Raw genomic sequence first — 21,681 nt, 5'->3', positions numbered from 1 at the left:
AACGCTAGCCGCGTCCGGTGCTCCGGTCAGGAGGTTCGCTCGCGCCGCCGGAGGCGGCCACCAGCACGGCCCGGACGACGTCGTCCAGCGGCCGGCGGGTGTCGATCTCGTGCGTGGCCCGCCGGCGCAGCAGCGGCTCGACGGCCAGGGTGTCCTCGGCGATCCGTGCCCGGTCCGCCGGGGTCCGCCCGAACGGGTTCGCCGGACGCGTGGAGACCCGCTCCAGCAGCACGTCCAGCGGCGCGGCCATCCGCTGCTCGTGCCGGAGCGGCTCGGCCTCCCCGGCGCCGTCGACGCGCGCGGCCTCGATCCAGCCCCCGTCGTCGGTGTCGACGACGCGGTGGCCCAGCCTGGCCAGCTCGGCCAGGACGGTGGACTTGCCGGCACCCGACATGCCCGTCACCAGCACCACGGCCATGGCCGGACCCCGCCTAGTCGGTGCCGGACTCCATCGCCGCGCGGTCGAGCAGCTCGTCGTGCGCGGACACCTCGCCGCGCGAGGCGATCGCCTCGGCACCGCCGGCCTCGGAGGCGTCGATCAGCCCGGTCGAGGCGGCCTGGGCCGCGCCGATGGTCGCGTGCGAGGCGGCCCCGCCGACCATGCCGATGCGGGCGTACTGCTCGAGCCGGGCCCGGGAGTCGGCGATGTCGAGGTTGCGCATCGTGAGCTGGCCGATCCGGTCGACCGGGCCGAACGCGGAGTCCGACGTCCGCTCCATCGACAGCTTGTCCGGGTGGTAGCTGAACGACGGCCCGGTGGTGTCGAGGATCGAGTAGTCCTCGCCGCGGCGCAGCCGCAGCGTGACCTCGCCGGTGACGGCCATGCCGACCCAGCGCTGCAGCGACTCCCTCAGCATCAGCGCCTGGGGGTCCAGCCACCGGCCCTCGTACATGAGCCGGCCCAGCCGGCGACCCTCGGAGTGGTAGGTGGCGAGGGTGTCCTCGTTGTGGATCGCGTTGACCAGCCGCTCGTAGGCGATGTGCAGCAGGGCCATGCCCGGGGCCTCGTAGATGCCGCGGCTCTTGGCCTCGATGATCCGGTTCTCGATCTGGTCGGACATGCCCAGCCCGTGCCGGCCGCCGATCGCGTTGGCCTCGGTGACCAGGTCGACGGCGGAGTCGAACTCCTTGCCGTCGATGGTGACGGGGCGGCCCTGGGCGAAGCCGATCGTCACCGTCTCGGGCGCGATCTCCACCGACTCGTCCCAGAACCGCACGCCCATGATCGGCTCGACGGTCTCGATGCCGGTGTCCAGGTGCTCCAGGGTCTTGGCCTCGTGGGTGGCGCCCCAGATGTTGGCGTCGGTGGAGTACGCCTTCTCGGCGCTGTCGCGGTACGGGAGGCCGTGGGCCACCAGCCACTCCGACATCTCCTTGCGGCCGCCCAGCTCGGTCACGAAGTCGGCGTCCAGCCACGGCTTGTAGATCCGCAGCCCCGGGTTGGCGAGCAGGCCGTAGCGGTAGAACCGCTCGATGTCGTTGCCCTTGTAGGTGGAGCCGTCGCCCCAGATCTGGACGTCGTCCTCGAGCATCGCCCGGACCAGCAGGGTGCCGGTGACGGCACGGCCCAGCGGGGTGGTGTTGAAGTAGCTGCGGCCGCCGGAGCGGATGTGGAAGGCGCCGCACGTCAGGGCGGCCAGGCCCTCCTCGACCAGGGCGGCGCGGCAGTCGACCAGCCGGGCGAGCTCCGCGCCGTAGGCCGTGGCCCGGCCGGGCACCGAGGCGATGTCGGGCTCGTCGTACTGCCCGATGTCGGCGGTGTAGGTGCAGGGGACCGCTCCCTTGTCGCGCATCCACGCGACCGCGACCGACGTGTCGAGGCCACCGGAGAAGGCGATGCCGACGCGTTCGCCGACGGGGAGGGATGTGAGCACCTTGGACACGGGCACAAGTATGCATGGTCATGCATGACCATGCATGACCGGGGTCAGCGCGGCACGGCGTTGTAGGCCGCGGTCACCGCCTCGCGCACCGCGCTGCCCAGCGGCCGCAGGGCCTCGTCCCGGCGAGCAGCCTGGGCCTGGTTGACCGCGGCACCCGGGGCGTCGGTCGCCGCGAGGTCCAGGACGGCGGCCAGCCGCAGCGCCCGGCCGAGGATGGACAGCGCCAGCGGGTCGTGGTCCTCGGGCAGCCCCGGCGCCGGCCGCGGCCGGGCGAGCCCGGCCAGCAGCGTGGGCACCTCGGGATGCCACCGGGCCAGGTCGAGCTCGGCCAGCGTCCGCGCCGAGTCGGTGACGGCCAGGTCGAGGGCACCCGACGCCGCGCGCAGCGTGCCCTCGACGGCCGGGGGAGGAGCCGGGACGCCGTCCAGCGCGAACGCCGTCCACTGCACGACCCCTGAGCCCAGCGGCTCCGGCACCAGCACCACCCGCTCGCCGACGGCGGCCTGGCCCGCCTCCAGCGCCGAGGTCGCCAGCCCGGGGACGGCGGGCAGCCCGCGGACGTCGCCCGGCGCGGGGAGCACCAGCCGGACGCGCCGCTCACCGAGCCCGCGCAGGGCGCTCAACGCCTCGCCGAGGGGCACCGCCGCCTGGTCTCCCGCGAGGCCCACGACCCGGTGGGCGTCGTCGCCGGCGATCCCGTCGAGGGCGTCGTCGAAGGAGGCGCGGCCGGTGAGCCAGGCGGTGGCCCACACCGCGAACCGGCCCGCGGGGAAGTCGTGCACGGCAGCGAGGCTACGGAGGCGCTCAGGGACCGGGACGGCGCCCTCCGACGTCTCCCCAGCTCGGGCGCGGTGGGTGAGACGAGGCCCACGCTTCTGCCAGACTCCCGCCATGGCTGCCTGGGTGATCTGGCTGATCGGTGCCGTCGCGCTCGCCGTCGGCGAGGTGCTGACGCTGGACCTGGTGCTGCTCATGCTCGCCGGCGGCGCGCTGGGCGGCATGGCCGCCGCGCTGGCGGGTGGTGGCGCGGTCCTGCAGGTGGTGGCGTTCATCGCCGTCTCGGGGCTGCTGCTCGGCGGCGTCCGCCCGCTGGCCAAGCGGCACCTGGAGAGCAGGACGCCGCTGCAGCTCGACGGCACCGACACCCTCATCGGCCGCACCGCGCAGGTCAGCCGGGCCGTCGACGTCGCGGGCGGGCGGATCCGCCTGGGCGCCGACGAGTGGACCGCGCGCAGCCAGCACTCCGGCGAGGCCTTCCCGGTCGGGGCGACCGTGCGGATCCTGCAGGTCGACGGGGCGACGGCGATCGTCGGCGACGCGCTGGAGTGAAGAACTCGCCGGGGTGCAGACCCGGCGGACCGGGCCGGGCAGGATCTGCACCGACCCCCGAGGAAGGGAGCCAGCCGTGGAACCGGCGCTCATCGCACTGCTCGTCATCGCCATCCTGGTGATCGTCCTGCTCGCCAAGAGCGTGACCATCGTTCCGCAGGCGCAGGCCAAGGTCGTGGAGCGGCTGGGGCGCTACAGCCGCACCCTCTCGCCCGGCCTGTCGATCCTGGTGCCGTTCATCGACCGGGTGCGCGCCACCATCGACCTGCGCGAGCAGGTCATCTCGTTCCCGCCGCAGCCGGTGATCACCGCCGACAACCTGCAGGTCGGCATCGACACCGTCGTCTACTTCCAGGTGACCGACCCGCGGCTGGCCGTCTACGGCATCGCGAACTACATCACCGGCATGGAGCAGCTGACCACGACGACGCTGCGCAACGTCGTCGGTGGGCTGAACCTCGAGGGCGCGCTGACCGGCCGCGACGGGATCAACAGCCAGCTGCGCGAGGTCCTCGACGGCACCACCGGCCCCTGGGGCCTGCGCGTCGCCCGGGTGGAGATCAAGGCGATCGACCCGCCGCTGTCCATCCAGGACTCGATGGAGAAGCAGATGCGCGCCGACCGCGACAAGCGGGCGATGATCCTCACCGCCGAGGGTGAGCGGCAGGCCGCCATCACCTCGGCCGAGGGCGAGAAGGCCTCGGCCATCCTCTCCGCCGAGGGCCGCAAGCAGGCCGCGATCCTCGAGGCGGAGGCCGAGCGGCAGAGCCGGATCCTGCGCGCCGAGGGTGAGCGCGCCGCGCTGTTCCTGCAAGCGCAGGGCCAGGCGAAGTCGATCGAGACGGTCTTCCAGGCCATCCACGACGGCAAGCCCGACCAGGGCCTGCTCGCCTACCAGTACCTGCAGACGCTGCCGCAGATCGCGCAGGGCGACGCCAACAAGATGTGGATCGTCCCCAGCGAGTTCAGCAAGGCGCTGGAGGGCCTGGCCAACCTCGGCGGTGCCGGCGAGGGGCGCTCCTGGATGGACGTGCAGCCGGGCGACGGCAACGGCGGCGGCCCGAAGGGCAGCGGGCTGGACACCAGCAGCTGGTTCGAGTCGCAGGTGCCGGCGGCCGCCGACCAGCCCGAGGCGAAGATCGAGCTGTCGAGCATCGCCGACTCCGCGCCGGCCATCCCGAGCCCGCCGTCGCTGTCGGAGGTCACCGCCGAGGTGCGGGAGAGCGGCCCCGCCGCCGACCCCGCCGTCCGCGAGCAGTTCGACGTGCCTGACCAGGGCGAGGTCCCGCCGCGCTGACCCGCGGCGGACGAGAGGCCGGCACCCCGCGGGGTGCCGGCCTCTCGTGTCCTCAGTCCTTGAGCAGGCCCTCGCGCAGCTTGGCCAGCGTCTGGCTGAGCAGCCGTGACACGTGCATCTGCGAGATGCCGATGTCGGCGGCGATCTGCGACTGCGTCATGTTGCCGAAGAACCGCAGGATCAGGATGCGGCGCTCGCGGGCCGGGATCGTGGCCAGCAGCGGCTGCAGCGACTCGCGGTACTCCACGCCCTCCAGCGCGGCGTCCTCCTCGCCCAGCGTCGCCGCCAGGGTGGGGGAGTCGTCCTCGCCGGAGAGCCGCTCGTCCAGCGAGCTGCTCCGGTAGGCGTTGGCGACCGCCAGGCCCTCCAGCACCTCCGCGCGGGGGATGCCCAGGTGCTCGGCCAGCTCGCTGGGCGTCGGCGCCCGGCCGTTCTTCTGGGCCAGCTCGCCCACGGCGGAGTTCAGCGACAGGTGCAGCTCCTGCAGCCGGCGCGGCACCCGCACCGACCAGCCCTGGTCGCGGAAGTGCCGCTTGATCTCACCGGTGATGGTCGGCACGGCGAAGGACAGGAACTCGACCCCGCGCGTGGGGTCGAACCGGTCGATCGCGGCGATCAGGCCGAGCGTGCCGACCTGCAGCAGGTCGTCGAAGGGCTCGCCGCGGTTGCTGAACCGCCGGGCGAAGTGCCGGACCAGCGGCAGGTGCTCCTCGACCAGGATCTCCCGCAGCCGCTCCCGGCGCGGGTCGTCCTTCTCCAGCGAGGCCAGCTCGGCGAACAGCGGCGCGGTGCGCTCGGCCCGGCGCCGGTTCTCCGACATCGGGACGGCGTCGGGCTCCGCCACGGGTGCCTCGGCCTCCGGGCCCTCGCCCTCGGGGGTCTCGCCGGGGGTGCTCGTGCCCGGCGTCGCCGCCGGCTCCGTGTCCTCGCCCGCGGGGGCGTCCAGCGGCTCCTCGACGGAGTCGGGGGCGGACGAGGGGGTCACCGGGCCACCGAGAGGTTCTGGTCGCCGCTGCCCACCCCGGAGGGCTTCTGGCCCGGGAGGTACTTGTCCAGGGAGATGACGGCGACCGGCTCGGGCGTGCCGTTGCCCGCCGGGACCTCGGCCTGCGTGGCACGTCGCCCGTCGACGGCGTCGACGAGCGAGGCGAGGATCGCCCAGCCGAACCCGTCGGTGGGCACCTCGGTGCCGTCGGCGGTGGGCACCCAGGCGTCGATGTGCAGCCCGCTGCGGGTGGTCTCGAAGACGACGGTCAGAGGGGCGTCGCCCTCGGCGATCGTGGACAGCGTCGCGCAGGCCTCGTCCACGGCCAGGCGCAGGTCCTCGACGGCGTCGAGGTCGTAGTCCATGCGCATCGCCAGGTCACCGGCCATGGCCCGGACCGCGGGCAGCTGGGTGGCCGTCGTGGGCACGCGCAGCTCCAGCCGTTCCGGGCGTCGTGCGTCCTGCGCGAGGGTGCCCCTCGAGTCGACCATCCGTCGTCCGCTCCTTCGTTCCCGGCGCGCTCGGCCCTCGAGCCGCGGCGGTCCATCCTGTTCGGGGGCCCGACCACCGGTGGGGTGGGCCGTCGTCCCGGTCACTGCACAAGGAGACTGCATACCCGCCGTGGACCAGGCCGGAAACGTGGCCCTGCCCACGGGCGGGAACCCCCGGGGCGCGGTTGCCGCACCCCCCACCCTGTTGTTCCCTGGCCGGTGATGAGCGCCAGTTCCGGCAGTCTGCCACCCCCCTCGGACACCACCCTGGACGAGGGCTCCGCCGTGCTCGTCGCCGCCCTGGAGGCGGCACCCCAGGCCATCTTCTTCCTCCGCGCCGGCACCGCGGAGCCGCTGTGGCGCAACGCCCGGGCACGCGAGCTGGAGGACGGCGGAGGCGGGCTGCCGGAGATCTCGGGCCGGCCGGTGGCCGACACCGTCGCGGCCGCGCTGCGCAGCGGCCGGGCGGAGACGGTGCTGGGCGCGATGGGGGCCGGGGGGCCGCAGACGATGGCCACCGCACGGCCGCTCGAGGTGGGCGGCGAGCCGGCCGCCATCCTGGTGCTGGAGGAGGTCGACGGCGAGGCGGCCGACGACCTCCAGCGCGCGCAGCTGGCGCTGCTCCCGCCGTCGCTGCCGATGCTGCCGGACCTGCGGCTGTCCGGGAGCTACCACCGCGCCACGGACGCCTCCGTGGCCGGTGGTGACTGGTACGACGCGGTGCCCCTCGGCAAGGGGCGGCTGGCGCTCGTCGTCGGTGACGCCGTCGGGCACGGGGTGGCGGCCGCCGGGGCGATGAGCCGGCTCCGCGGCGCCCTGCGCTCCACGCTGCTGCACGAGAGCGAGCCCTCGGCGGTGCTGGCCACCCTCGACGCGTTCGCCGCCGACATGGAGGACGTCGAGGGCACCTCGGTCTTCTACGGCGTCCTGGACGCGGCCAGCGGTCGGCTGGTCTACGCCGCGGCCGGGCACCCCGCACCCCTCGTCGTCGCCGCGGGCGGCGGGCGCCGCTGGCTGGAGGTGACCCCGAGGCCCCCGCTCGGCAGCGTGCCCGGCGTCCCCACGCCCGTGCACGAGGACGTGCTGGCCCACGGTGCGACGCTGGTCCTCTTCTCCAACGGCGCCGTCGCCGGCAGCGACGAGCGGCCCACGGAGGCGCTGGACCGGCTGGGCGAGGTCTCCCGCCAGGTCCTGGCCCGGCTGGACGAGCACGACGCGGACGCCGCGACCTCCCTGGCCGACGCGATCGCCGACGGGGTGCGGCGCCCGCACGGGTGGCTGGACGACGTCGCCGTCCTGGTGGCCCACCGCCGGGCGACCACCCAGGAGGCGTTCCGGCTCGACCTCACCGCGGTGCCCCAGGCGCTGCCCGGCGTGCGCCGGCGGCTCAACGCCTGGCTGACCGCGCTGGGCATGGGCGAGCAGGACCGCGTGGGCGTGATGGTCGCCGTCGGCGAGGCCTGCGCCAACGCCGCCGAGCACGCCTACGCCGGCACCGAGCCCGGTCCGATGTCGGTGACCGCCCAGGTCGACGTCGACGGCGTGCTGACCGTGACGGTGCACGACGAGGGCACCTGGCGCCCCCCGGACCGCGACCCCGGGGACCGCGGGCGCGGCCTGCTGATCATGCGGCAGCTCGTCGACGGCGTGACGCTGGTGGAGGACCACGGCACGACCGTCACGCTGAGCTTCCGGCTGCGGCAGGCGCCCGACGCCGACCTGGACCAGCCGCGTGCGGCCGAGAGCGTCGACGTCGTGGTCGACCGCGAGGGGGACCGGCCGGTCGTGCACGCCCGCGGCCCGGTCGACAGCCTGTGCGCCGAGCAGCTGCGCATCCGCCTGCTGGAGGCCAGCCACGGCGGGGCCGCCCCGATGGAGCTGGACCTGACCGGCGTCACGCTGTTCAGCAGCGCCGCGGTGCGGGTCGTCCTCGCGATGGCGCGGATCGCGCGGGACGAGGGCTGGCGCCTCGTGGTGCGCGCGCCGGCCGGCGGGGTGACCCGGCACGTGCTGGAGATCAGCGGCCTGGACGGCCTGGTCGACCTGCGCTGACGTGTGACGGTCGGTACCCGGGCGTTTGCGGAACGCCCCCGGTGCCCATCCACCGCCCGTGAGACTGCGGCGGAGCGACGTGCACGGCCCCGGCTACCGACGGCGGCGCGCCGGGCGCGGCTTCGCCTACTACGACCTCGACGGCTCGCTGGTCAAGGACGACGAGCGGCTCGACCGCATCCGCGGCCTGGCGATCCCACCGGCGTGGAAGGACGTCTGGATCTGCCCCTGGCCCAACGGCCACATCCAGGCCACCGGCGTCGACGCCGCCGGGCGCCGCCAGTACCGGTACCACGACCAGTGGCGGGCGCGGCGGGACGCCGAGAAGCACGAGCGGGTGCTGGACATCGCCCGACAGCTGCCCGACGTGCGCGACGCGGTGAAGGCCGGCCTGCGCACGCGCGGGCTGAACCGGGACCGCGTGCTGGCCACCGCCATCCGGCTGCTGGACCTCGGTGCCTTCCGCATCGGCAGCGAGCAGTACGAGGAGGAGAACGGCACCTACGGGCTGGCGACGCTGAAGCGGGCGCACGTGTCGGTCCGGGGCGAGCGGACCTTCTACTCCTACACCGCCAAGGGCGGCATCGACCGCGAGGTGGAGATCACCGACCGGCCGGTGGCCACCGTCGTCCGGCAGCTCCTGGAGCGGCCCGCCGACGCGGGGGAGGACCTGCTGGCCTACCAGACCGAGGACGGTGAGTGGCGGGACGTCACGAGCGCGGAGATCAACGCCTACCTCAAGGAGATCAGCGGCGCGGAGATCACGGCGAAGGACTTCCGCACCTGGACGGCGACCGTGCTCATGGCCGCTGCGCTCGCCGAGGCACCGCCGCCGGCGACGAAGACGGCCCGCAAGAAGGTCGTCAGCGCCGCCTACAAGCAGGTCAGCGAGCAGCTGGGGAACACCCCGGCGGTGTGCAAGGCCAGCTACGTCGACCCGCGGGTGGTCGACCGGTTCGAGCACGGCGAGACGGTCGCCCAGGCGCTACGGGCCGCCGACGAGGCGCTGTCCTCCGGCGGCATGGCCGACCGCGACACCCAGAAGGTGCTGGAGCAGGCCGTCTGCCAGCTGCTCTCGGCCTAGCGGCCGGCCCACGACGACGAGGGGCCCCGCCGGACGGATCCGGCGGGGCCCCTCGTCGTGCGCGACGTCAGCGAGCGTCGGCGATCGTGAACAGGTCGATCAGACCGGTGACCTCGAGCGGCCGGGTGACGGCGCGCGTCGTGGCGATGAGCCGCAGGGCGACCTCGCGGCTGCGGGCGGACTTCTGCGTCTCCACCAGCACGGCCAGGCCGGCCGAGCCCAGGAACTGCACGCCCGACAGGTCGATGACCAGCTCGCTCGGGGACTGCTCGAGCTGGCTGTCCAGCGTGGAGCGCAGCACGGGCGCGGTGAAGGTGTCCACCTCGCCGACGACCGTGACCGTGACCGCGCCGTCCTCACCGGTGGAGGTCGAGAGCGTGATCACGTCGTCGAAGGGGGCCTCCGTGCCCTCGGTCGACACGTCGGGCTGCCCCTCGGCGGGCAAGTCGGAAGTGGTCACGGACAGTGGCTCCTCTCGGCGGCACCCGGACGGCGGACCGCCCGGACAATCTACCGCTGTGCGCGCCGGGGGCTCGGAGGTCCCCGGTGCGCCGGTGGTCGAACGTGTGGAGTGCCGGACGTCCGGTCCGGCACGGCGCGGCTACCTGCTGAACCGCTGACCCAACGTAGACAACCGACCGCGACCGCGCCAACCCGCCCCCCGGGAGACACCCGAGGGGGTGTGGCCGGGGAGCGGGTCGGCGGGAGGAACCGGGGCCGGCGGTCAGCCGTCGGTGATGTGCACCGCGGCCTCCTCGGGACCCTCGCCGCCCACGGGGACGTCGGCGGTCGCCTCGACGTCGTCGGCCGTGCGGTTGGTCCCGGAGTCGCTGAACGGCGTCGTGGAGGTGTCCTGCTCCAGCTGCGCGTCGGCGCGGTTGGGGTCCTCGGCCGGGCGCACGTCCAGCGCGTCGTCGGGTAGCTCGCGGTCCAGGCGGCCGGTCAGGGACTCGCCCTCGGACTGCTCGAAGGCGGTGGTGCCGAAGTCGACGCTCGCGCCGGGCCGCTCGCCAGGGAGCGGCTCGAACTGCGGGTCCTCGGCGGTCTGCAGGGTGGGCGAGTCGTCCTGGGCGACCTCGGGGATGCCCTCGTCCTCGGGGAAGACGTCGCGCGCGGTCTGGCCCTCGGGCTGCGTCATGCGGTGCCTCCGTCTCTGCGCGGCGTGCGCGCGGTGTGCGTCGTGGCGTCGGTGGACGCCGGAGCCGGTCGGCGGACCGGTCGGACCTCCGCCCTACCCGGGTGCCCGGCGGCCATGCGCCGGTGTGCGTCGCGGCACCCCACCGTGTTCCCGGGCATGGCCGGGGGATCGCGGGGTAGCGGGGGGCCATGGCTTTCGCAGACGAGGTGCAGCGGGTCGGGGCACCGATCCGCCGGTGGGCGCGGACCCAGAAGCGCGAGTACACGCAGGGGGAGGCGCGTCCGCTGGCCGGTGACCTCGGCGCGATGGGGGTCTACGTGAGCCTGGTCGCCGGGGGCGCCGCGGCGGTGCGCGCCTCGGGGAAGCAGCTGCCGGAGCGGATCCCGCTCGGGGACGCGGCCCTGCTGACCGTCGCCACCTTCCGGCTGGCCCGGCGGATCGCCAAGGACCCGGTCACCGCGCCGGTCCGGGCGCCGTTCGTGAAGTTCGAGGGCCCCTCGGGGCACGCCGAGGTGGCCGAGGAGGTCCGCGAGCACGGGGGCGTGAAGCACGCGGTGGGGGAGCTGCTGACCTGCCCCTTCTGCCTCGCCCAGTGGGTGGGCACCGCCTTCGTGTTCGGCTACGTCACCGCGCCGCGCGCCACGCGGCTGGCCGCGCTCACCATGACGACGGTCGCCGGGTCCGACGTGCTGCAGTTCGTCTACGACGCGATCCAGAACGGCGCGCTGGCGCCGTCGGAGGACGAGGCGGGCGTCGAGTCCTGACCGGCGGGGGTTGTCGCCCGTAGGAGGGAGCGGCCGCGTCGTCCGGGCTGCCACGGGTACCGCTCCGGACCTATCCTGCGATCTTGACCCGACCTCGGGTCCTGGAGCGTCCGGAGGGCCGGGCGCGAGGGAGGAGCGGCATGCGATCGATCTGGCGCGGCGCCGTGTCGTTCGGCCTGGTCAGCATCGGCGTGAAGCTGTACTCCGCGACCGAGGACAAGGACATCCGCTTCCACCAGGTGCACGCCGCCGACGGTGGCCGGGTGAAGTACAAGCGGGTCTGCTCCATCGACGGCGAGGAGGTCGAGTACTCCGACATCGCCAAGGGCTACGAGCTGCCCAGCGGCGAGGTCGTGATCCTCACCGACGAGGACTTCGAGGAGCTCCCGCTCAGCACCCGCCGGGAGATCGAGGTCCTGGAGTTCGTCGACCGCTCCGAGATCGACCCGATCATGTTCGAGAAGACCTACTACCTCGAGCCCGACGGCCCGGCCGCCCGCCCCTACGTCCTGCTGCGCGACGCGCTGGAGAACGCCGGGCAGGTCGCGATCACCAAGATCGCGCTCCGCCAGCGGGAGTCGCTGGCCGCCCTCCGCGTGCGCGACGGGATCCTCGTGCTGCACACGATGCGCTGGCCCGACGAGATCCGTCGTCCCGACTTCGCCTTCCTCGACGAGGACATCTCGGTCCGGCCGCAGGAGCTGAAGATGGCCGAGGCGCTCATCGGCTCGATGACGGCGGAGTTCGACCCGACCGAGTTCACCGACGACTACCGCGAGGCCATGACCGCGCTGCTGGAGGCGAAGCAGACCGGCGGCGAGGTCGCGCAGGTGCCCGAGACGCCGGACGACGGCGCGGCGGTCGTGGACCTGATGAGCGCGCTGCGTCGTAGCGTCGAGCGCGCCCGGGGCGGCGCGGCCGACGACGAGCCGGAGGAGGCGCCGAAGAAGGCGGCCACCCGGAAGGCCGCGCCGAAGAAGGCCGCCGCCGAGGAGAAGGCCGCCACCGAGGACGAGGCTCCCGCGAAGAAGGCGCCGGCGAAGAAGGCGGCCGCCAAGAAGACGGCCGCGGCCACCCCCGCGAAGAAGACCACCGCCCGGGCCGCCGCCGGCGACAAGCCGCCGGCCAAGCGGGCCCGCCGTAGCGCCTGAGGTGGCGGCGCCCGAGCCGACCGACCTCCCGCTGCCGATGCTGGCGGTCGCCGGTGACCTGCCCGCCGACGACGGCGAGTGGGGCTACGAGTTCAAGTGGGACGGCGTCCGCGCCGTCGCCGGCGTGCGCGGGGGCCGGCTCACCCTGGCCTCGCGCAAGGGCGGCGACATCACCGTCCGGTACCCCGAGGTGGGGCGCCTGCCCGGCGCGCTCGCCGGGCACGACGCCGTCGTCGACGGCGAGATCGTGATGATGGACGCCCAGGGGCGGCCGGACTTCGGGTCGCTGCAGAACCGGATGCACCGCACCGGCCCCGAGGTGCCGCGGATGGCCGCCGCCGCGCCGGTGACCTACCTCGTCTTCGACCTGCTGGCGCTCGACGGGCAGGACCTGCGGGCCCGCCCCTACGCCGAGCGCCGGGCGCTGCTCGACGAGCTGGCGCCGGCCGGCCACCGCTGGGTGCTCACGCCGTGGTTCCCCGGGCACGGCGCGGAGGTGCAGGCCGCCAGCGAGGAGAACGGCCTCGAGGGCGTCGTCGCCAAGCGGCTGGCCTCCCCGTACCGGGAGGGTGCACGGAGCCCGGAGTGGCGCAAGGTCAAGAACTTCTTCACGCAGTCGGTCGTCGTCGGCGGGTGGCGGCCAGGCCAGGGACGGCGGGCCGGGACGATCGGCTCGCTCCTGGTCGGGGTGCCCGACGACGAGGGCCGGCTGGTCTACGTCGGGCACGTGGGGACCGGTTTCACCGACCAGGCCCTGCGGGACCTCCAGCGCCTCCTGACGCCGCGCAGGACCGCCCCCTTCGAGGGGGCGCTGCCGCGCGAGGTGACCCGCGACGCGCACTGGGTGGAGCCCGACCTCGTCGGCGAGGTGGCCTACGCGGTGTGGACGGCGGAGAACCGGCTGCGGCACCCGGCCTGGCGGGGGGTCCGCGACGACCTGGAGCCCGACGACGTGGTGCGGGAGTCGTGAGCGCCGTGCGCGGGCAGGTGCGCGAGCCATGAGCCCCGCGAAGCAGCGGGTCGAGATCGCCGGGCGGCAGCTCGGCGTCTCGAACCTGGAGAAGGTGCTCTTCCCCGAGGTGGGGTTCACCAAGGCGCAGGTCATCGACTACTACGTCCGCATCGCCCCGGTCCTGCTTCCGCACGTGGCGGGGCGGCCGGTCACCTTCACCCGCTGGCCCGACGGCGTGGAAGGGCAGGCCTTCTACGAGAAGAACAGCGCCCGGCACGCGCCCGAGTGGGTGCGGCGGGTGACCATCCCCAGCCCCGGCAGCAGCCGCGGTCGCGAGACGCTGGACATGGTGGTCCTGGAGCACGTCGCCGACCTGGCGTGGGCGGCGAACCTCGCCGCGCTGGAGGTGCACGTGCCCCAGTGGCAGGTGGACGACGACGGCGAGCCGCAGCTGCCCGACCTGCTCGTGCTGGACCTGGACCCCGGCCCCGACACCGGCATCCTCGAGTGCTGCCACGTGGCCGAGCGGCTCGGTGCGCGGCTGGAGGCCGACGGGCTGGACCCCGTGGTGAAGACCTCGGGCTCGAAGGGGATGCAGGTCTACGCGCCGGTCGAGGCCGCCGACCGCGACCACCCCAGCCGGTACGCGAAGACGCTGGCGCAGGAGCTCTCCGCCGAGACGCCGGACGACGTCGTCTGGCGCATGGAGAAGGCGCTGCGCCCGGGCAAGGTGCTCATCGACTGGAGCCAGAACAACACCGCGAAGACGACGGTGGCCCCGTACTCGCTGCGGGCCCGCGCCGGGGCGACCGTCTCCACTCCCATCGGCTGGGACGAGGTCGACGCGGTCCGCGACGGCTCGCTGGACCCGGCCGCGCTCCGCTTCACCACCGACGAGGTCCTCGCCCGCGTCGAGGAGTACGGCGACCTGTTCGACGTCGCCGGTGCCCGCCGCGCCCCCCTGCCCGACCTCTGAGCCGCGGGGAGGGGGTCTGGGAGGATCGCGATCATGGCTTCCCCGCACCAGGCCCAGCCCGCCGACGCCGGACGGCTGGTCGTCCGCTGCCCCGACCGGCCGGGGATCGTCGCCGCGATCAGCGGGCTCATGGCCGACGTCGGCGCCAACATCACCGACTCCCAGCAGCACTCGTCGGACCCCCGCGGCGGCACCTTCACGCTGCGGCTGGAGTTCGTGCTCGCCGACCTGCCCGCCCGCCGCGCGGAGCTGGAGGGCCGGCTGGGCGAGCTGGCGGGGGAGTGGCAGCTCACCTGGCGCCTCGTCGAGGCCTCGCACCGCCCGCGGGTCGCGGTGTTCGTCAGCCTCACCGACCACGTGCTGCAGGAGCTGATCTACCGGGTCCGCGCGGGTGACCTGCAGGCCGACATCGTCGCCGTCGTCTCCAACCACCCCGACCTGGAGCCGGTCGCCGCGGCGGCGGGCATCCCGTTCCACCACGTGCCGGTGACGCCGGGGACGAAGGCCGAGGCCGAGGCCCGGGCGCTGGAGATCGTCGGGGACGTGGACCTCGTGGTGCTGGCCCGCTACATGCAGATCGTCTCGCCGGAGTTCTGCGCGCGGTTCCCGGAGCGCCTGATCAACATCCACCACAGCTTCCTGCCGGCGTTCGTGGGTGCGAACCCCTACCGGGCGGCGCACGACCGGGGCGTGAAGCTCATCGGGGCGACGGCGCACTACGTGACGGCGGAGCTGGACGCCGGGCCGATCATCGAGCAGGAGGTCGCCCGCGTGGACCACCGGGCGACGGTGGAGGACATGCGCCGGGTGGGCCGGTACGTGGAGCGCCAGGTGCTGGCGCAGGCGGTGACGTGGCACGTCGAGGACCGGGTCATCGTCGAGGGCCCGCGGACCATCGTCTTCGCCTGAGCGGAGCGTGCGCGGGCGCTCGCGGAGCGGTGGTCCGCACCACACGCGCGTGTCCTTTTCTTGACCCAGTCAAGAAAAGGGTGTTGGGTGGTCACCGATGGACACGACCTGGGCGCACCAGCTGCGGGAGGCCGGGCTGCGCGTGACGCGGCCCCGGCTGTCCGTGCTCGGCGTCCTGGCCGACCACCCCCACGCGGACGCCGAGACCATCGTGAACGGCGCCCGCGAGCAGCACCCGTCGCTGTCCCCCCAGGCCGTGTACGGCGTGCTCAAGGCGTTCGTCGCCGCGGGGATCGCCCGCCGGATCGAGCCGGCCGGCGCCCCCGCGCTGTTCGAGCTGCGGGTGGGCGACAACCACCACCACCTGGTCTGCCGCTCGTGCGGTGCGGTCGCCGACGTCGACTGCACCGTGGGCGCAGCCCCTTGTCTGATCCCGTCGGACACGGCCGGCTTCGTCATCGACGAGGCCGAGGTCGTGTTCTGGGGTCTTTGTCGGCAGTGTCAGGACCGCGCCCGTCAGGTCGCGGCCGGCGCCGAAGCCGTGCAGTACGAACAGCAGGAAATCCGAGGAGGAGCACGCGCATGACCGACGTCTCATCGCAGGGCCCGGCCCCGAGCGAGGCCGACCGCCCCGTTCTGACCAACCGTCAGGGCCACCCGGTCTACGACAACCAGAACCAGCGGACGGTGGGCGCCCGTGGCCCCGCCACCCTGGAGAACTACCAGTTCCTCGAGAAGATCAGCCACTTCGACCGGGAGCGCATCCCGGAGCGCGTGGTGCACGCCCGCGGCATCACCGCGTTCGGCTACTTCGAGGCCGACGGCACCGTCGGCGACGAGCCGATCAGCAAGTACACCCGCGCCAAGCTGTTCCAGGAGAAGGGCAAGCGCACCGACGTCGCGCTGCGGTTCTCCACGGTCGCCGGCGGCCGCGACTCCTCCGAGTCCGCCCGTGACCCCCGCGGCTTCGCGGTGAAGTTCTACACCGAGGACGGCAACTGGGACCTCGTCGGCAACAACCTGGGTGTCTTCTTCATCCGGGACGCCATCAAGTTCCCCGATTTCATCCACTCGCAGAAGCCGGACCCGGTCACCTTCGAGGCCAACGTCGCCGAGCGCGCGTTCGACTTCTTCAGCCAGACCCCCGAGGCCATGCACATGATCTCGCTGGTCTTCAGCCCCCGCGGCACCCCGGCCAACTACCGGAACATGCAGGGCTTCGGCGTCAACACCTACAAGTGGCTCAACGCCGCCGGTGAGTCCGTGCTGGTCAAGTACCACTGGTACCCCCGCGACGGCGTGAAGTCCTGGGGCGCGGCCGACGCGTCGGCGGCGCAGGCCAAGAGCCTGGGCACCCACACCAAGGACCTGCACGACGCCATCGCCGCCGGTGACTTCCCGCAGTGGGACCTCTACGTCCAGATCATGAGCGACGACGAGCACCCGGAGCTGGACTTCGACCCGCTCGACGACACCAAGACCTGGCCGCAGGAGCTCTTCCCGGTCCGCAAGGTCGGCACGATGACCCTCAACCGGATGCCGGTGGACAACTTCACCGAGAACGAGCAGATCGCGTTCGGCACCGGTGTGCTGGTCGACGGCCTGGACTTCTCCGACGACAAGATGCTGGTCGGCCGGACGTTCTCCTACTCCGACACCCAGCGCTACCGGGTGGGGCCGAACTACCTGCAGCTGCCGGTGAACGCCCCCAAGGCCCGGGTCGCCACCAACCAGCGCGACGGCCAGATGGCCTACGGCGTGGACCGCGCCGAGGGCACGAACCCGCACGTGAACTACGAGCCGTCGATCCTGGGCGGCCTGCGCGAGGCGGAGTACCCGACGCACGACGAGCAGGGCCCGGTCATCACCGGCCGGCTCACCCGCAAGCGGATCCCGCGCACGAACGACTACCAGCAGGCCGGCGAGCGCTACCAGCTCTCCGAGCAGTGGGAGAAGGACGAGCTGGTCGCCAACCTCGTCGGTGCCCTCGAGCAGTGCCGCCGCGACATCCAGGAGCGGATGGTCTGGCACTTCTTCATGTGCGACGACGAGTGGGGCCAGCGCGTCGGCGACGGCCTGGGCATCACGGCGGACGACGTCCGTGGCCTGGAGCCGCTGCAGACGCAGACCCTCACCGAGGACGAGCTGGCCCGTGCGGCCAACCTCGGCAAGAACGGTCCGCGCGACGTCACCGGCAAGGACATGACGCACTGCGTGCCGAACGAGCACGTGACCGTCGCCTGACGGTCACCAGCCAGCACCGCGGCGGGCCGCGACCGGGATCTCCCGGTCGCGGCCCGTCGTCGTCCCGCCCGCCGTTCCGCCCGTCGCCGTTCCGTCCAGTGGAGGCCCGACTGGGACGCGGCCGGGGGAGGACCTAGCGTTTCCCGGCGACCTGACCACCGACCCCCGGGGAACCGCCGTGAGCTCCACCTCCACCGCCACCGGTGGCACCACCGCCCGCGCCGCAGGGTGGGTGGCCCCGCTCTGCTGGATCGCCGTCCTCCTGGACGGCTTCGACCTCGTGGTCGTGCCGACCACGCTCAGCGGCATCTCCGCCGAGTGGGAGCTGAGCGCCGGCGGTGCCAGCACGCTGATCACCGTCGGCCTCGTCGGCATGATGGTCGGCGCCCTGAGCATCGGCACGCTGACCGACCTGCTCGGCCGCCGCAAGGCGCTCATCGGTGCCGTGGTGGCCTTCTCGCTGCTCACCCTGCTCTGCGCGTTCGCGCCGAACCCGACGGTGTTCGGGGTGCTGCGGTTCCTCGCCGGCCTGGGCCTGGGCGGCGCCCTGCCGACGGCGATCGCGATGGTCAACGAGTTCAGCCGGGGCGCGCGCGGCGGCCGGGCGACGACGACGATGATGACCGGCTACCACGTGGGCGCCGTCGCCACCTCGGCGCTGGGCATCCTGGTCGTCGAGCCGATCGGCTGGCGCTGGATGTACGTCATCGGCGCCCTGCCCGCGCTGGTGCTCGTCCCGCTCATGGTGCGCCACCTGCCCGAGTCGGCCGCCTACCTGGCCTCGCACGGCCGCCGCGCCGAGGCCGAGGAGGTCGCCCGCCGGTACGGGCTCGAGCTCGAGGCGCCCGCCGCCGCCGTCGACCCGCACGCCAGCGAGGCGAGCGCCGGGGGTGCCGCCGCGAACCTGCGGACGCTGTTCAGCAGCAGCTACCTGCGCAACACGGTGGCCATCGGCGTCACCTCGTTCATGGGCCTGCTGCTGGTCTACGGCCTGAACAACTGGCTGCCCGGCATCATGCGGGAGGCCGGCTACGAGCTCGGCGCACAGCTGGCCTTCCTCACCGTGCTGAACCTGGGCGCGATCGCCGGTCTGCTGGTCGCCGGCGGGGTGGCCGACCGCATCGGTGCCCGCAAGGCGGGCATGGCCTGGTTCGCCGCCGCCGCGCTGCTGCTGGCGCTGCTGTCGATCAAGCTGCCGATCGCCGGCATCTACGTGATGGTCTTCCTGACCGGCTGCTTCGTCTTCAGCGCCCAGGTGCTGGTGTACGCGCTGGTCAGCGCCAACCACCCGCCGCAGGTGCGGGCGACGGCGCTGGGCTGGTCGGCCGGTGCCGGCCGCGTCGGCGCCATCGTGGGGCCGATCCTGGCCGGCCTGCTCGTCGGCGCCGGGATCGCCTTCCCGTGGGGCTTCTACATGTTCGCCGTCGTCGGCGTCCTCGGTGCGCTGGCGCTGAGCATCACCCGCACGGCCCGCCGCTAGCGACGAGATCTGCACACTCGCCCCCATCAGCACGCTGATGGGGGCGAGTGTGCAGATCTGGCCGGGTCAGTCGCGCTTGCGGTCCTGGTCGGCGAGGAACCGCTCGAACTCCGCGCCGATCTCGTCCGCGCTGGGCACCTCGCCGGCGGAGCCGAGCAGGTCCGATCCCTCGCGGGCGGCGGCGAAGGAGTCGTACTGCTGCTCCAGGGCGGCGACGACGGCGGTGTTGTCCGCCGAACGCGCGATCTGCTCGTCGATCTCGGTGCGGTTGGCCTCGGCGGCCTCGCGCAGCGCGTCGGTGGGCAGCCGCAGGCCGGTCAGCCGCTCCAGGTGCTCGATGAGGGTGAGCGAGGCGGCCGGGTAGGTGGCCTGCGCCAGGTAGTGCGGCACGTGCGCGGCCACGCCGAAGGCGTCCACCCCGACCTCGCCCATCCGCAGCTCCAGCAGCGCCGAGACGCTGCCCGGGATCCTCATCTCGCCCCAGTACACCGGGTAGGGCTCGATCAGCTGGCGGCGCGTGGCGTGCGCGGTCACGGTGACCGGCCGGGTGTGCGGCACGGGCATCGGGATGGCCTGCAGGGCGGCGACGCTCGTGACGCCGAGCTGGTCGACCAGCGACCCGACCGCGGCGACGAACCGCTCCCACGCGTAGTCCGGCTCGGCGCCGTGCAGCAGCAGGAACGACTCGCCGGTGTCGTCCTCGACGGCGTAGAGCAGCAGCTCGGGCGCGGCGAAGGACTCGTACCGGTCGGCGTTGAAGGTCATGCGCGGGCGGCGGGCGCGGTAGTCGACCAGGCTGTCGGCGTCGAACCGGGCGACCACCTCGTGGGGGAGCGCGCTCAGCAGGTGGGCGCCGGCCAGGCTGCCCGCCGACGCGGCGTCGAAGTCGCCGGCCAGGTCGTGCACCAGCACCAGCCCGCGTCGCTCGGCCGGGTCGGTGACCGCGGCCTCGCGGTCGAGGAACCGGTCTGCCGCGGGGAGCAGCTCGAACAGCTCCTCCGGTGACTGGGCCACGGTGGGACCTCCTGGTGGGTGTTGACGCCGGACAGGTGGTGCAGCGCGCGGGCGCCCGTCCGGCATTCCCGTGGTCCTCCCGCGGGGGGAGGGTCAGGCCCGCCGGGGCTCCGACGACGGCGGCTGCGCCACCTGCTCGCGCGTCACGGTGGTACCCGAGTCGTCGCCGTCGACCCGCGCCCGGGTGCCGTCGTCGGCGACCTCGGGGGACTTGTCGTCGAGCTCGTCGCGCACGTACCGGTAGACGACGGCGATGAGCGCGGCGACCGGCACGCCCAGGAAGGCGCCGATGATGCCGGCCAGGCTGCCGCCGGCGGTGACCGCGAGGATGACGACGGCGGCGTGCAGGTTGAACCCGCGGCCCTGGATGATCGGCTGCAGCACGTTGCCCTCGAGCTGCTGCACCACCAGCACGATGACCAGGATGATCAGGGCGGTCGTGAAGCCCTGGCTGACCAGGGCGATGAGGACGGCGAAGGCGCCGGCCACGAACGCACCGATGATCGGGATGAACGCGCCGAAGAAGGTCAGGATCGCCAGCGGGATCACCAGCGGCACGTCGAAGATCCAGAGGCCGATGCCGATGAAGAAGGCGTCCACGAAGCCGACGAGGGCCTGCTGGCGGATGAACTCCGAGAGCGTGGACCAGGTCTTGTAGGACAGCGCCGCGACGTGGCGGGCGGCCCGGGGGCCGGTCTGCGCGGAGAGCCACGGCACCCAGCGGGTCCCGTCCTTGAGGAAGAAGAAGCACAGGACGAGGGCCAGCACCAGGTTGATGAGACCGTTCCCGACCGCGGACACGCCGGTGACGGCGTAGCCGGCGATGTTCTGCGCGTTGCCCTGGATCGAGTCGATGACCGAGTCGACCGCGTCGCCGACCTGGTCCTGGCCGAGGTTCAGTGGCGGCCCCTGCACCCACTCCTGGACGTCCTGCAGCCCTGCGGTCGCCTGGTCGGCCAGCTCGGTCACCTGGTCGGCCACCTGCGGGGCGATGGCGGCGATGATGCCGCCGAAGATCGCCAGGAAGCTGAGCAGGACGACGGCGGCGGCCAGCGCCGGCGGCGCGCCGACCCGGCGCAGGAGGCGCGTCGGCGGCCACAGCACGGTGGCGATGAGCAGGCCGAGCACGATCGGCAGCAGGATCACCCAGAGCTTGCCGAGGACGTAGCCCAGCACGTAGACGGCCGCGAGGATCAGCAGCAGCTGCGCCGACGTCGTGGCCAGGGTCCGCAGCGCGCGCTGCATCTTGGGGCCACGGCCGTGCGTGGGCGCCGGCGAGCCCGAGACCTCCGGGGCGACGGTGTCCTGCGGGGGCGCAGGCTGGGGACGCGGCTCGTCCTCGCTGCGCGGGGCAGCGGGAGTCCGACCAGGCAGGCGCAGCTTCATGCCCGCGATCCCATCACGGATCGCGCCCGGGGACCGGTCGGGAAACGATCATCACACCCGAGTCGTAGCGTTCCGTGCATGCCGAAGATCGCCACCGCCGACAAGGTCGACCGCGCCGCGCTCCTGGAGTTCCTCCGGCCCCGGCACCGCGCGGTGCTGGTGACCCGCCGCTCCTCGGGTGCCCCGCAGCTGTCCCCGGTCACCTGCGGGGTGGACGCCGAGGGGCGGGTCGTGGTCTCCACCTACCCGCAGCGGGCCAAGGTGGCCAACGCCCGGCGTGACCCCGCCGTCTCGCTCTGCGTCCTGTCCGACGACTGGGACGGGCCGTGGGTGCAGGTCGACGGGCAGGCCGAGGTGCTGGACCTGCCCGAGGCGCTCGAGCCGCTGGTCGAGTACTTCCGCTCCATCAGCGGGGAGCACCCCGACTGGGACGAGTACCGGGCCGCGATGGCCAAGCAGGGGAAGTCCCTGGTGCGGGTCACCATCACCGGCTGGGGGCCGATCGCCACGGGCGGTTTCCCCGCCGAGGTGGCCGACAAGCTCTGA

The 21,681-nt window shown here is 73.6% G+C and carries 22 protein-coding genes; 13 read left to right on the top strand and 9 right to left on the bottom strand.

What is annotated here, in order from left to right; translation table 11 throughout:
- Positions 1-4: 4 nt before the first annotated feature.
- Genes E4P43_RS09405 through E4P43_RS09395 form a run of 3 tightly spaced genes read right to left on the bottom strand, consistent with a single transcriptional unit; the run spans position 5 to position 2,665 of the window.
- On the bottom strand, positions 5-418 hold the full coding sequence (locus tag E4P43_RS09405; RefSeq protein WP_135145191.1) for a shikimate kinase: 414 nt from the start codon (positions 416-418) through the stop codon (positions 5-7).
- 13 nt (positions 419-431) lie between these two features.
- The gene (gene argG / locus E4P43_RS09400) at positions 432-1,883 is read right to left on the bottom strand and encodes an argininosuccinate synthase (protein WP_135145190.1); all 1,452 of its coding nucleotides are present in this window, start codon (positions 1,881-1,883) and stop codon (positions 432-434) included.
- Between the two features lie 44 nt (positions 1,884-1,927).
- Positions 1,928-2,665, bottom strand: a complete 738-nt coding sequence (locus E4P43_RS09395; protein WP_135145189.1) for a hypothetical protein — start codon at positions 2,663-2,665, stop codon at positions 1,928-1,930.
- A 109-nt stretch (positions 2,666-2,774) separates the two neighbouring features.
- Here E4P43_RS09395 and E4P43_RS09390 point away from each other — a divergent pair, with 109 nt between their 5' ends.
- Together E4P43_RS09390 and E4P43_RS09385 are read left to right on the top strand one after the other, a co-directional pair.
- Entirely contained in the window at positions 2,775-3,212 is a 438-nt protein-coding gene (locus tag E4P43_RS09390; RefSeq protein WP_135145188.1) for an NfeD family protein, read from the top strand.
- A 76-nt stretch (positions 3,213-3,288) separates the two neighbouring features.
- On the top strand, positions 3,289-4,509 hold the full coding sequence (locus E4P43_RS09385; RefSeq protein WP_135145187.1) for an SPFH domain-containing protein: 1,221 nt from the start codon (positions 3,289-3,291) through the stop codon (positions 4,507-4,509).
- Between the two features lie 52 nt (positions 4,510-4,561).
- On the opposite strand, the gene E4P43_RS09380 is transcribed toward E4P43_RS09385, so the two are convergent.
- Positions 4,562-5,494, bottom strand: coding sequence for an RNA polymerase sigma factor SigF (locus tag E4P43_RS09380; protein ID WP_135145186.1), 933 nt, complete (start codon positions 5,492-5,494; stop codon positions 4,562-4,564).
- Positions 5,491-5,985, bottom strand: a complete 495-nt coding sequence (locus tag E4P43_RS09375) for an ATP-binding protein (protein WP_135145185.1) — start codon at positions 5,983-5,985, stop codon at positions 5,491-5,493. The genes E4P43_RS09380 and E4P43_RS09375 overlap by 4 nt, the downstream gene beginning before the upstream one ends.
- A gap of 222 nt (positions 5,986-6,207) precedes the next feature.
- Here E4P43_RS09375 and E4P43_RS09370 point away from each other — a divergent pair, with 222 nt between their 5' ends.
- Together E4P43_RS09370 and E4P43_RS09365 are read left to right on the top strand one after the other, a co-directional pair.
- Entirely contained in the window at positions 6,208-8,037 is a 1,830-nt protein-coding gene (locus tag E4P43_RS09370) for a SpoIIE family protein phosphatase (RefSeq protein WP_135145184.1), read from the top strand.
- A gap of 58 nt (positions 8,038-8,095) precedes the next feature.
- Entirely contained in the window at positions 8,096-9,121 is a 1,026-nt protein-coding gene (locus E4P43_RS09365; RefSeq protein WP_245159041.1) for a DNA topoisomerase IB, read from the top strand.
- A gap of 67 nt (positions 9,122-9,188) precedes the next feature.
- Here the strand turns inward: E4P43_RS09365 and E4P43_RS09360 are convergent, their stop codons facing one another.
- Both E4P43_RS09360 and E4P43_RS09355 read right to left on the bottom strand, forming a co-directional pair.
- Positions 9,189-9,581: an STAS domain-containing protein gene (locus E4P43_RS09360; protein WP_135145183.1), complete on the bottom strand. Its 393-nt coding sequence runs from the start codon at positions 9,579-9,581 to the stop codon at positions 9,189-9,191.
- Between the two features lie 264 nt (positions 9,582-9,845).
- Complete coding sequence (locus E4P43_RS09355) at positions 9,846-10,259, bottom strand: hypothetical protein (RefSeq protein ID WP_135145182.1); 414 nt, start codon at positions 10,257-10,259, stop codon at positions 9,846-9,848.
- A 188-nt stretch (positions 10,260-10,447) separates the two neighbouring features.
- On the opposite strand from E4P43_RS09355, the gene E4P43_RS09350 reads away from it, so the two are divergent.
- The 8 genes from E4P43_RS09350 (at position 10,448) to E4P43_RS09315 (ending at position 18,735) form a co-directional block, all read left to right on the top strand.
- Positions 10,448-11,023 carry a DUF1360 domain-containing protein gene (locus tag E4P43_RS09350; RefSeq protein ID WP_135145181.1) on the top strand — a complete coding sequence of 192 codons (576 nt, stop codon included), beginning with the start codon at positions 10,448-10,450 and terminating at the stop codon, positions 11,021-11,023.
- A gap of 140 nt (positions 11,024-11,163) precedes the next feature.
- Positions 11,164-12,174, top strand: coding sequence for a Ku protein (locus E4P43_RS09345; RefSeq protein ID WP_135145180.1), 1,011 nt, complete (start codon positions 11,164-11,166; stop codon positions 12,172-12,174).
- Between the two features lies 1 nt (position 12,175).
- Positions 12,176-13,144 (top strand): non-homologous end-joining DNA ligase, encoded by a 969-nt coding sequence (ligD, locus tag E4P43_RS09340; RefSeq protein ID WP_245159040.1) that lies wholly within the window; start codon positions 12,176-12,178, stop codon positions 13,142-13,144.
- 28 nt (positions 13,145-13,172) lie between these two features.
- Positions 13,173-14,102: a non-homologous end-joining DNA ligase gene (gene ligD, locus E4P43_RS09335; protein ID WP_135145179.1), complete on the top strand. Its 930-nt coding sequence runs from the start codon at positions 13,173-13,175 to the stop codon at positions 14,100-14,102.
- Between the two features lie 33 nt (positions 14,103-14,135).
- On the top strand, positions 14,136-15,011 hold the full coding sequence (gene purU, locus E4P43_RS09330; protein WP_135145178.1) for a formyltetrahydrofolate deformylase: 876 nt from the start codon (positions 14,136-14,138) through the stop codon (positions 15,009-15,011).
- A 97-nt stretch (positions 15,012-15,108) separates the two neighbouring features.
- On the top strand, positions 15,109-15,597 hold the full coding sequence (locus E4P43_RS09325; RefSeq protein ID WP_135145177.1) for a Fur family transcriptional regulator: 489 nt from the start codon (positions 15,109-15,111) through the stop codon (positions 15,595-15,597).
- A complete protein-coding gene (locus E4P43_RS09320) occupies positions 15,594-17,255 on the top strand; it encodes a catalase (RefSeq protein ID WP_135145176.1) in 1,662 nt (553 codons plus the stop codon). Before E4P43_RS09325 ends, E4P43_RS09320 begins: the two co-directional genes overlap by 4 nt.
- Before the next feature lie 178 nt (positions 17,256-17,433).
- Positions 17,434-18,735, top strand: coding sequence for an aromatic acid/H+ symport family MFS transporter (locus E4P43_RS09315; protein WP_135145175.1), 1,302 nt, complete (start codon positions 17,434-17,436; stop codon positions 18,733-18,735).
- Between the two features lie 66 nt (positions 18,736-18,801).
- Here E4P43_RS09315 and E4P43_RS09310 read toward each other — a convergent pair whose 3' ends face one another.
- Positions 18,802-19,749: a PAC2 family protein gene (locus E4P43_RS09310; protein ID WP_135145174.1), complete on the bottom strand. Its 948-nt coding sequence runs from the start codon at positions 19,747-19,749 to the stop codon at positions 18,802-18,804.
- Positions 19,750-19,842: 93 nt separating this feature from the next.
- Positions 19,843-21,135 carry an AI-2E family transporter gene (locus tag E4P43_RS09305; protein ID WP_135145173.1) on the bottom strand — a complete coding sequence of 431 codons (1,293 nt, stop codon included), beginning with the start codon at positions 21,133-21,135 and terminating at the stop codon, positions 19,843-19,845.
- A gap of 78 nt (positions 21,136-21,213) precedes the next feature.
- Here E4P43_RS09305 and E4P43_RS09300 point away from each other — a divergent pair, with 78 nt between their 5' ends.
- Positions 21,214-21,681 (top strand): PPOX class F420-dependent oxidoreductase, encoded by a 468-nt coding sequence (locus E4P43_RS09300; protein ID WP_135145172.1) that lies wholly within the window; start codon positions 21,214-21,216, stop codon positions 21,679-21,681.

The sequence above is a fragment of the Blastococcus sp. TF02A-35 genome (genome assembly GCF_004571075.1).
Taxonomy (GTDB): domain Bacteria; phylum Actinomycetota; class Actinomycetes; order Mycobacteriales; family Geodermatophilaceae; genus Blastococcus.
This window is presented reverse-complemented; position numbering and strand designations above follow the sequence as displayed.

Coding starts and splice junctions, on each gene's coding strand:
- E4P43_RS09320 (WP_135145176.1), top strand. CDS start 15,594: ATGACCGACGTCTCATCGCAGGGCCCGGCCCCGAGCGAGGCCGACCGC.
- E4P43_RS09305 (WP_135145173.1), bottom strand. CDS start 21,135: ATGAAGCTGCGCCTGCCTGGTCGGACTCCCGCTGCCCCGCGCAGCGAG.
- E4P43_RS09325 (WP_135145177.1), top strand. CDS start 15,109: ATGGACACGACCTGGGCGCACCAGCTGCGGGAGGCCGGGCTGCGCGTG.
- E4P43_RS09370 (WP_135145184.1), top strand. CDS start 6,208: ATGAGCGCCAGTTCCGGCAGTCTGCCACCCCCCTCGGACACCACCCTG.
- E4P43_RS09345 (WP_135145180.1), top strand. CDS start 11,164: ATGCGATCGATCTGGCGCGGCGCCGTGTCGTTCGGCCTGGTCAGCATC.
- E4P43_RS09390 (WP_135145188.1), top strand. CDS start 2,775: ATGGCTGCCTGGGTGATCTGGCTGATCGGTGCCGTCGCGCTCGCCGTC.
- E4P43_RS09300 (WP_135145172.1), top strand. CDS start 21,214: ATGCCGAAGATCGCCACCGCCGACAAGGTCGACCGCGCCGCGCTCCTG.
- E4P43_RS09350 (WP_135145181.1), top strand. CDS start 10,448: ATGGCTTTCGCAGACGAGGTGCAGCGGGTCGGGGCACCGATCCGCCGG.
- ligD (WP_135145179.1), top strand. CDS start 13,173: ATGAGCCCCGCGAAGCAGCGGGTCGAGATCGCCGGGCGGCAGCTCGGC.
- E4P43_RS09375 (WP_135145185.1), bottom strand. CDS start 5,985: ATGGTCGACTCGAGGGGCACCCTCGCGCAGGACGCACGACGCCCGGAA.
- E4P43_RS09355 (WP_135145182.1), bottom strand. CDS start 10,259: ATGACGCAGCCCGAGGGCCAGACCGCGCGCGACGTCTTCCCCGAGGAC.
- purU (WP_135145178.1), top strand. CDS start 14,136: ATGGCTTCCCCGCACCAGGCCCAGCCCGCCGACGCCGGACGGCTGGTC.
- E4P43_RS09405 (WP_135145191.1), bottom strand. CDS start 418: ATGGCCGTGGTGCTGGTGACGGGCATGTCGGGTGCCGGCAAGTCCACC.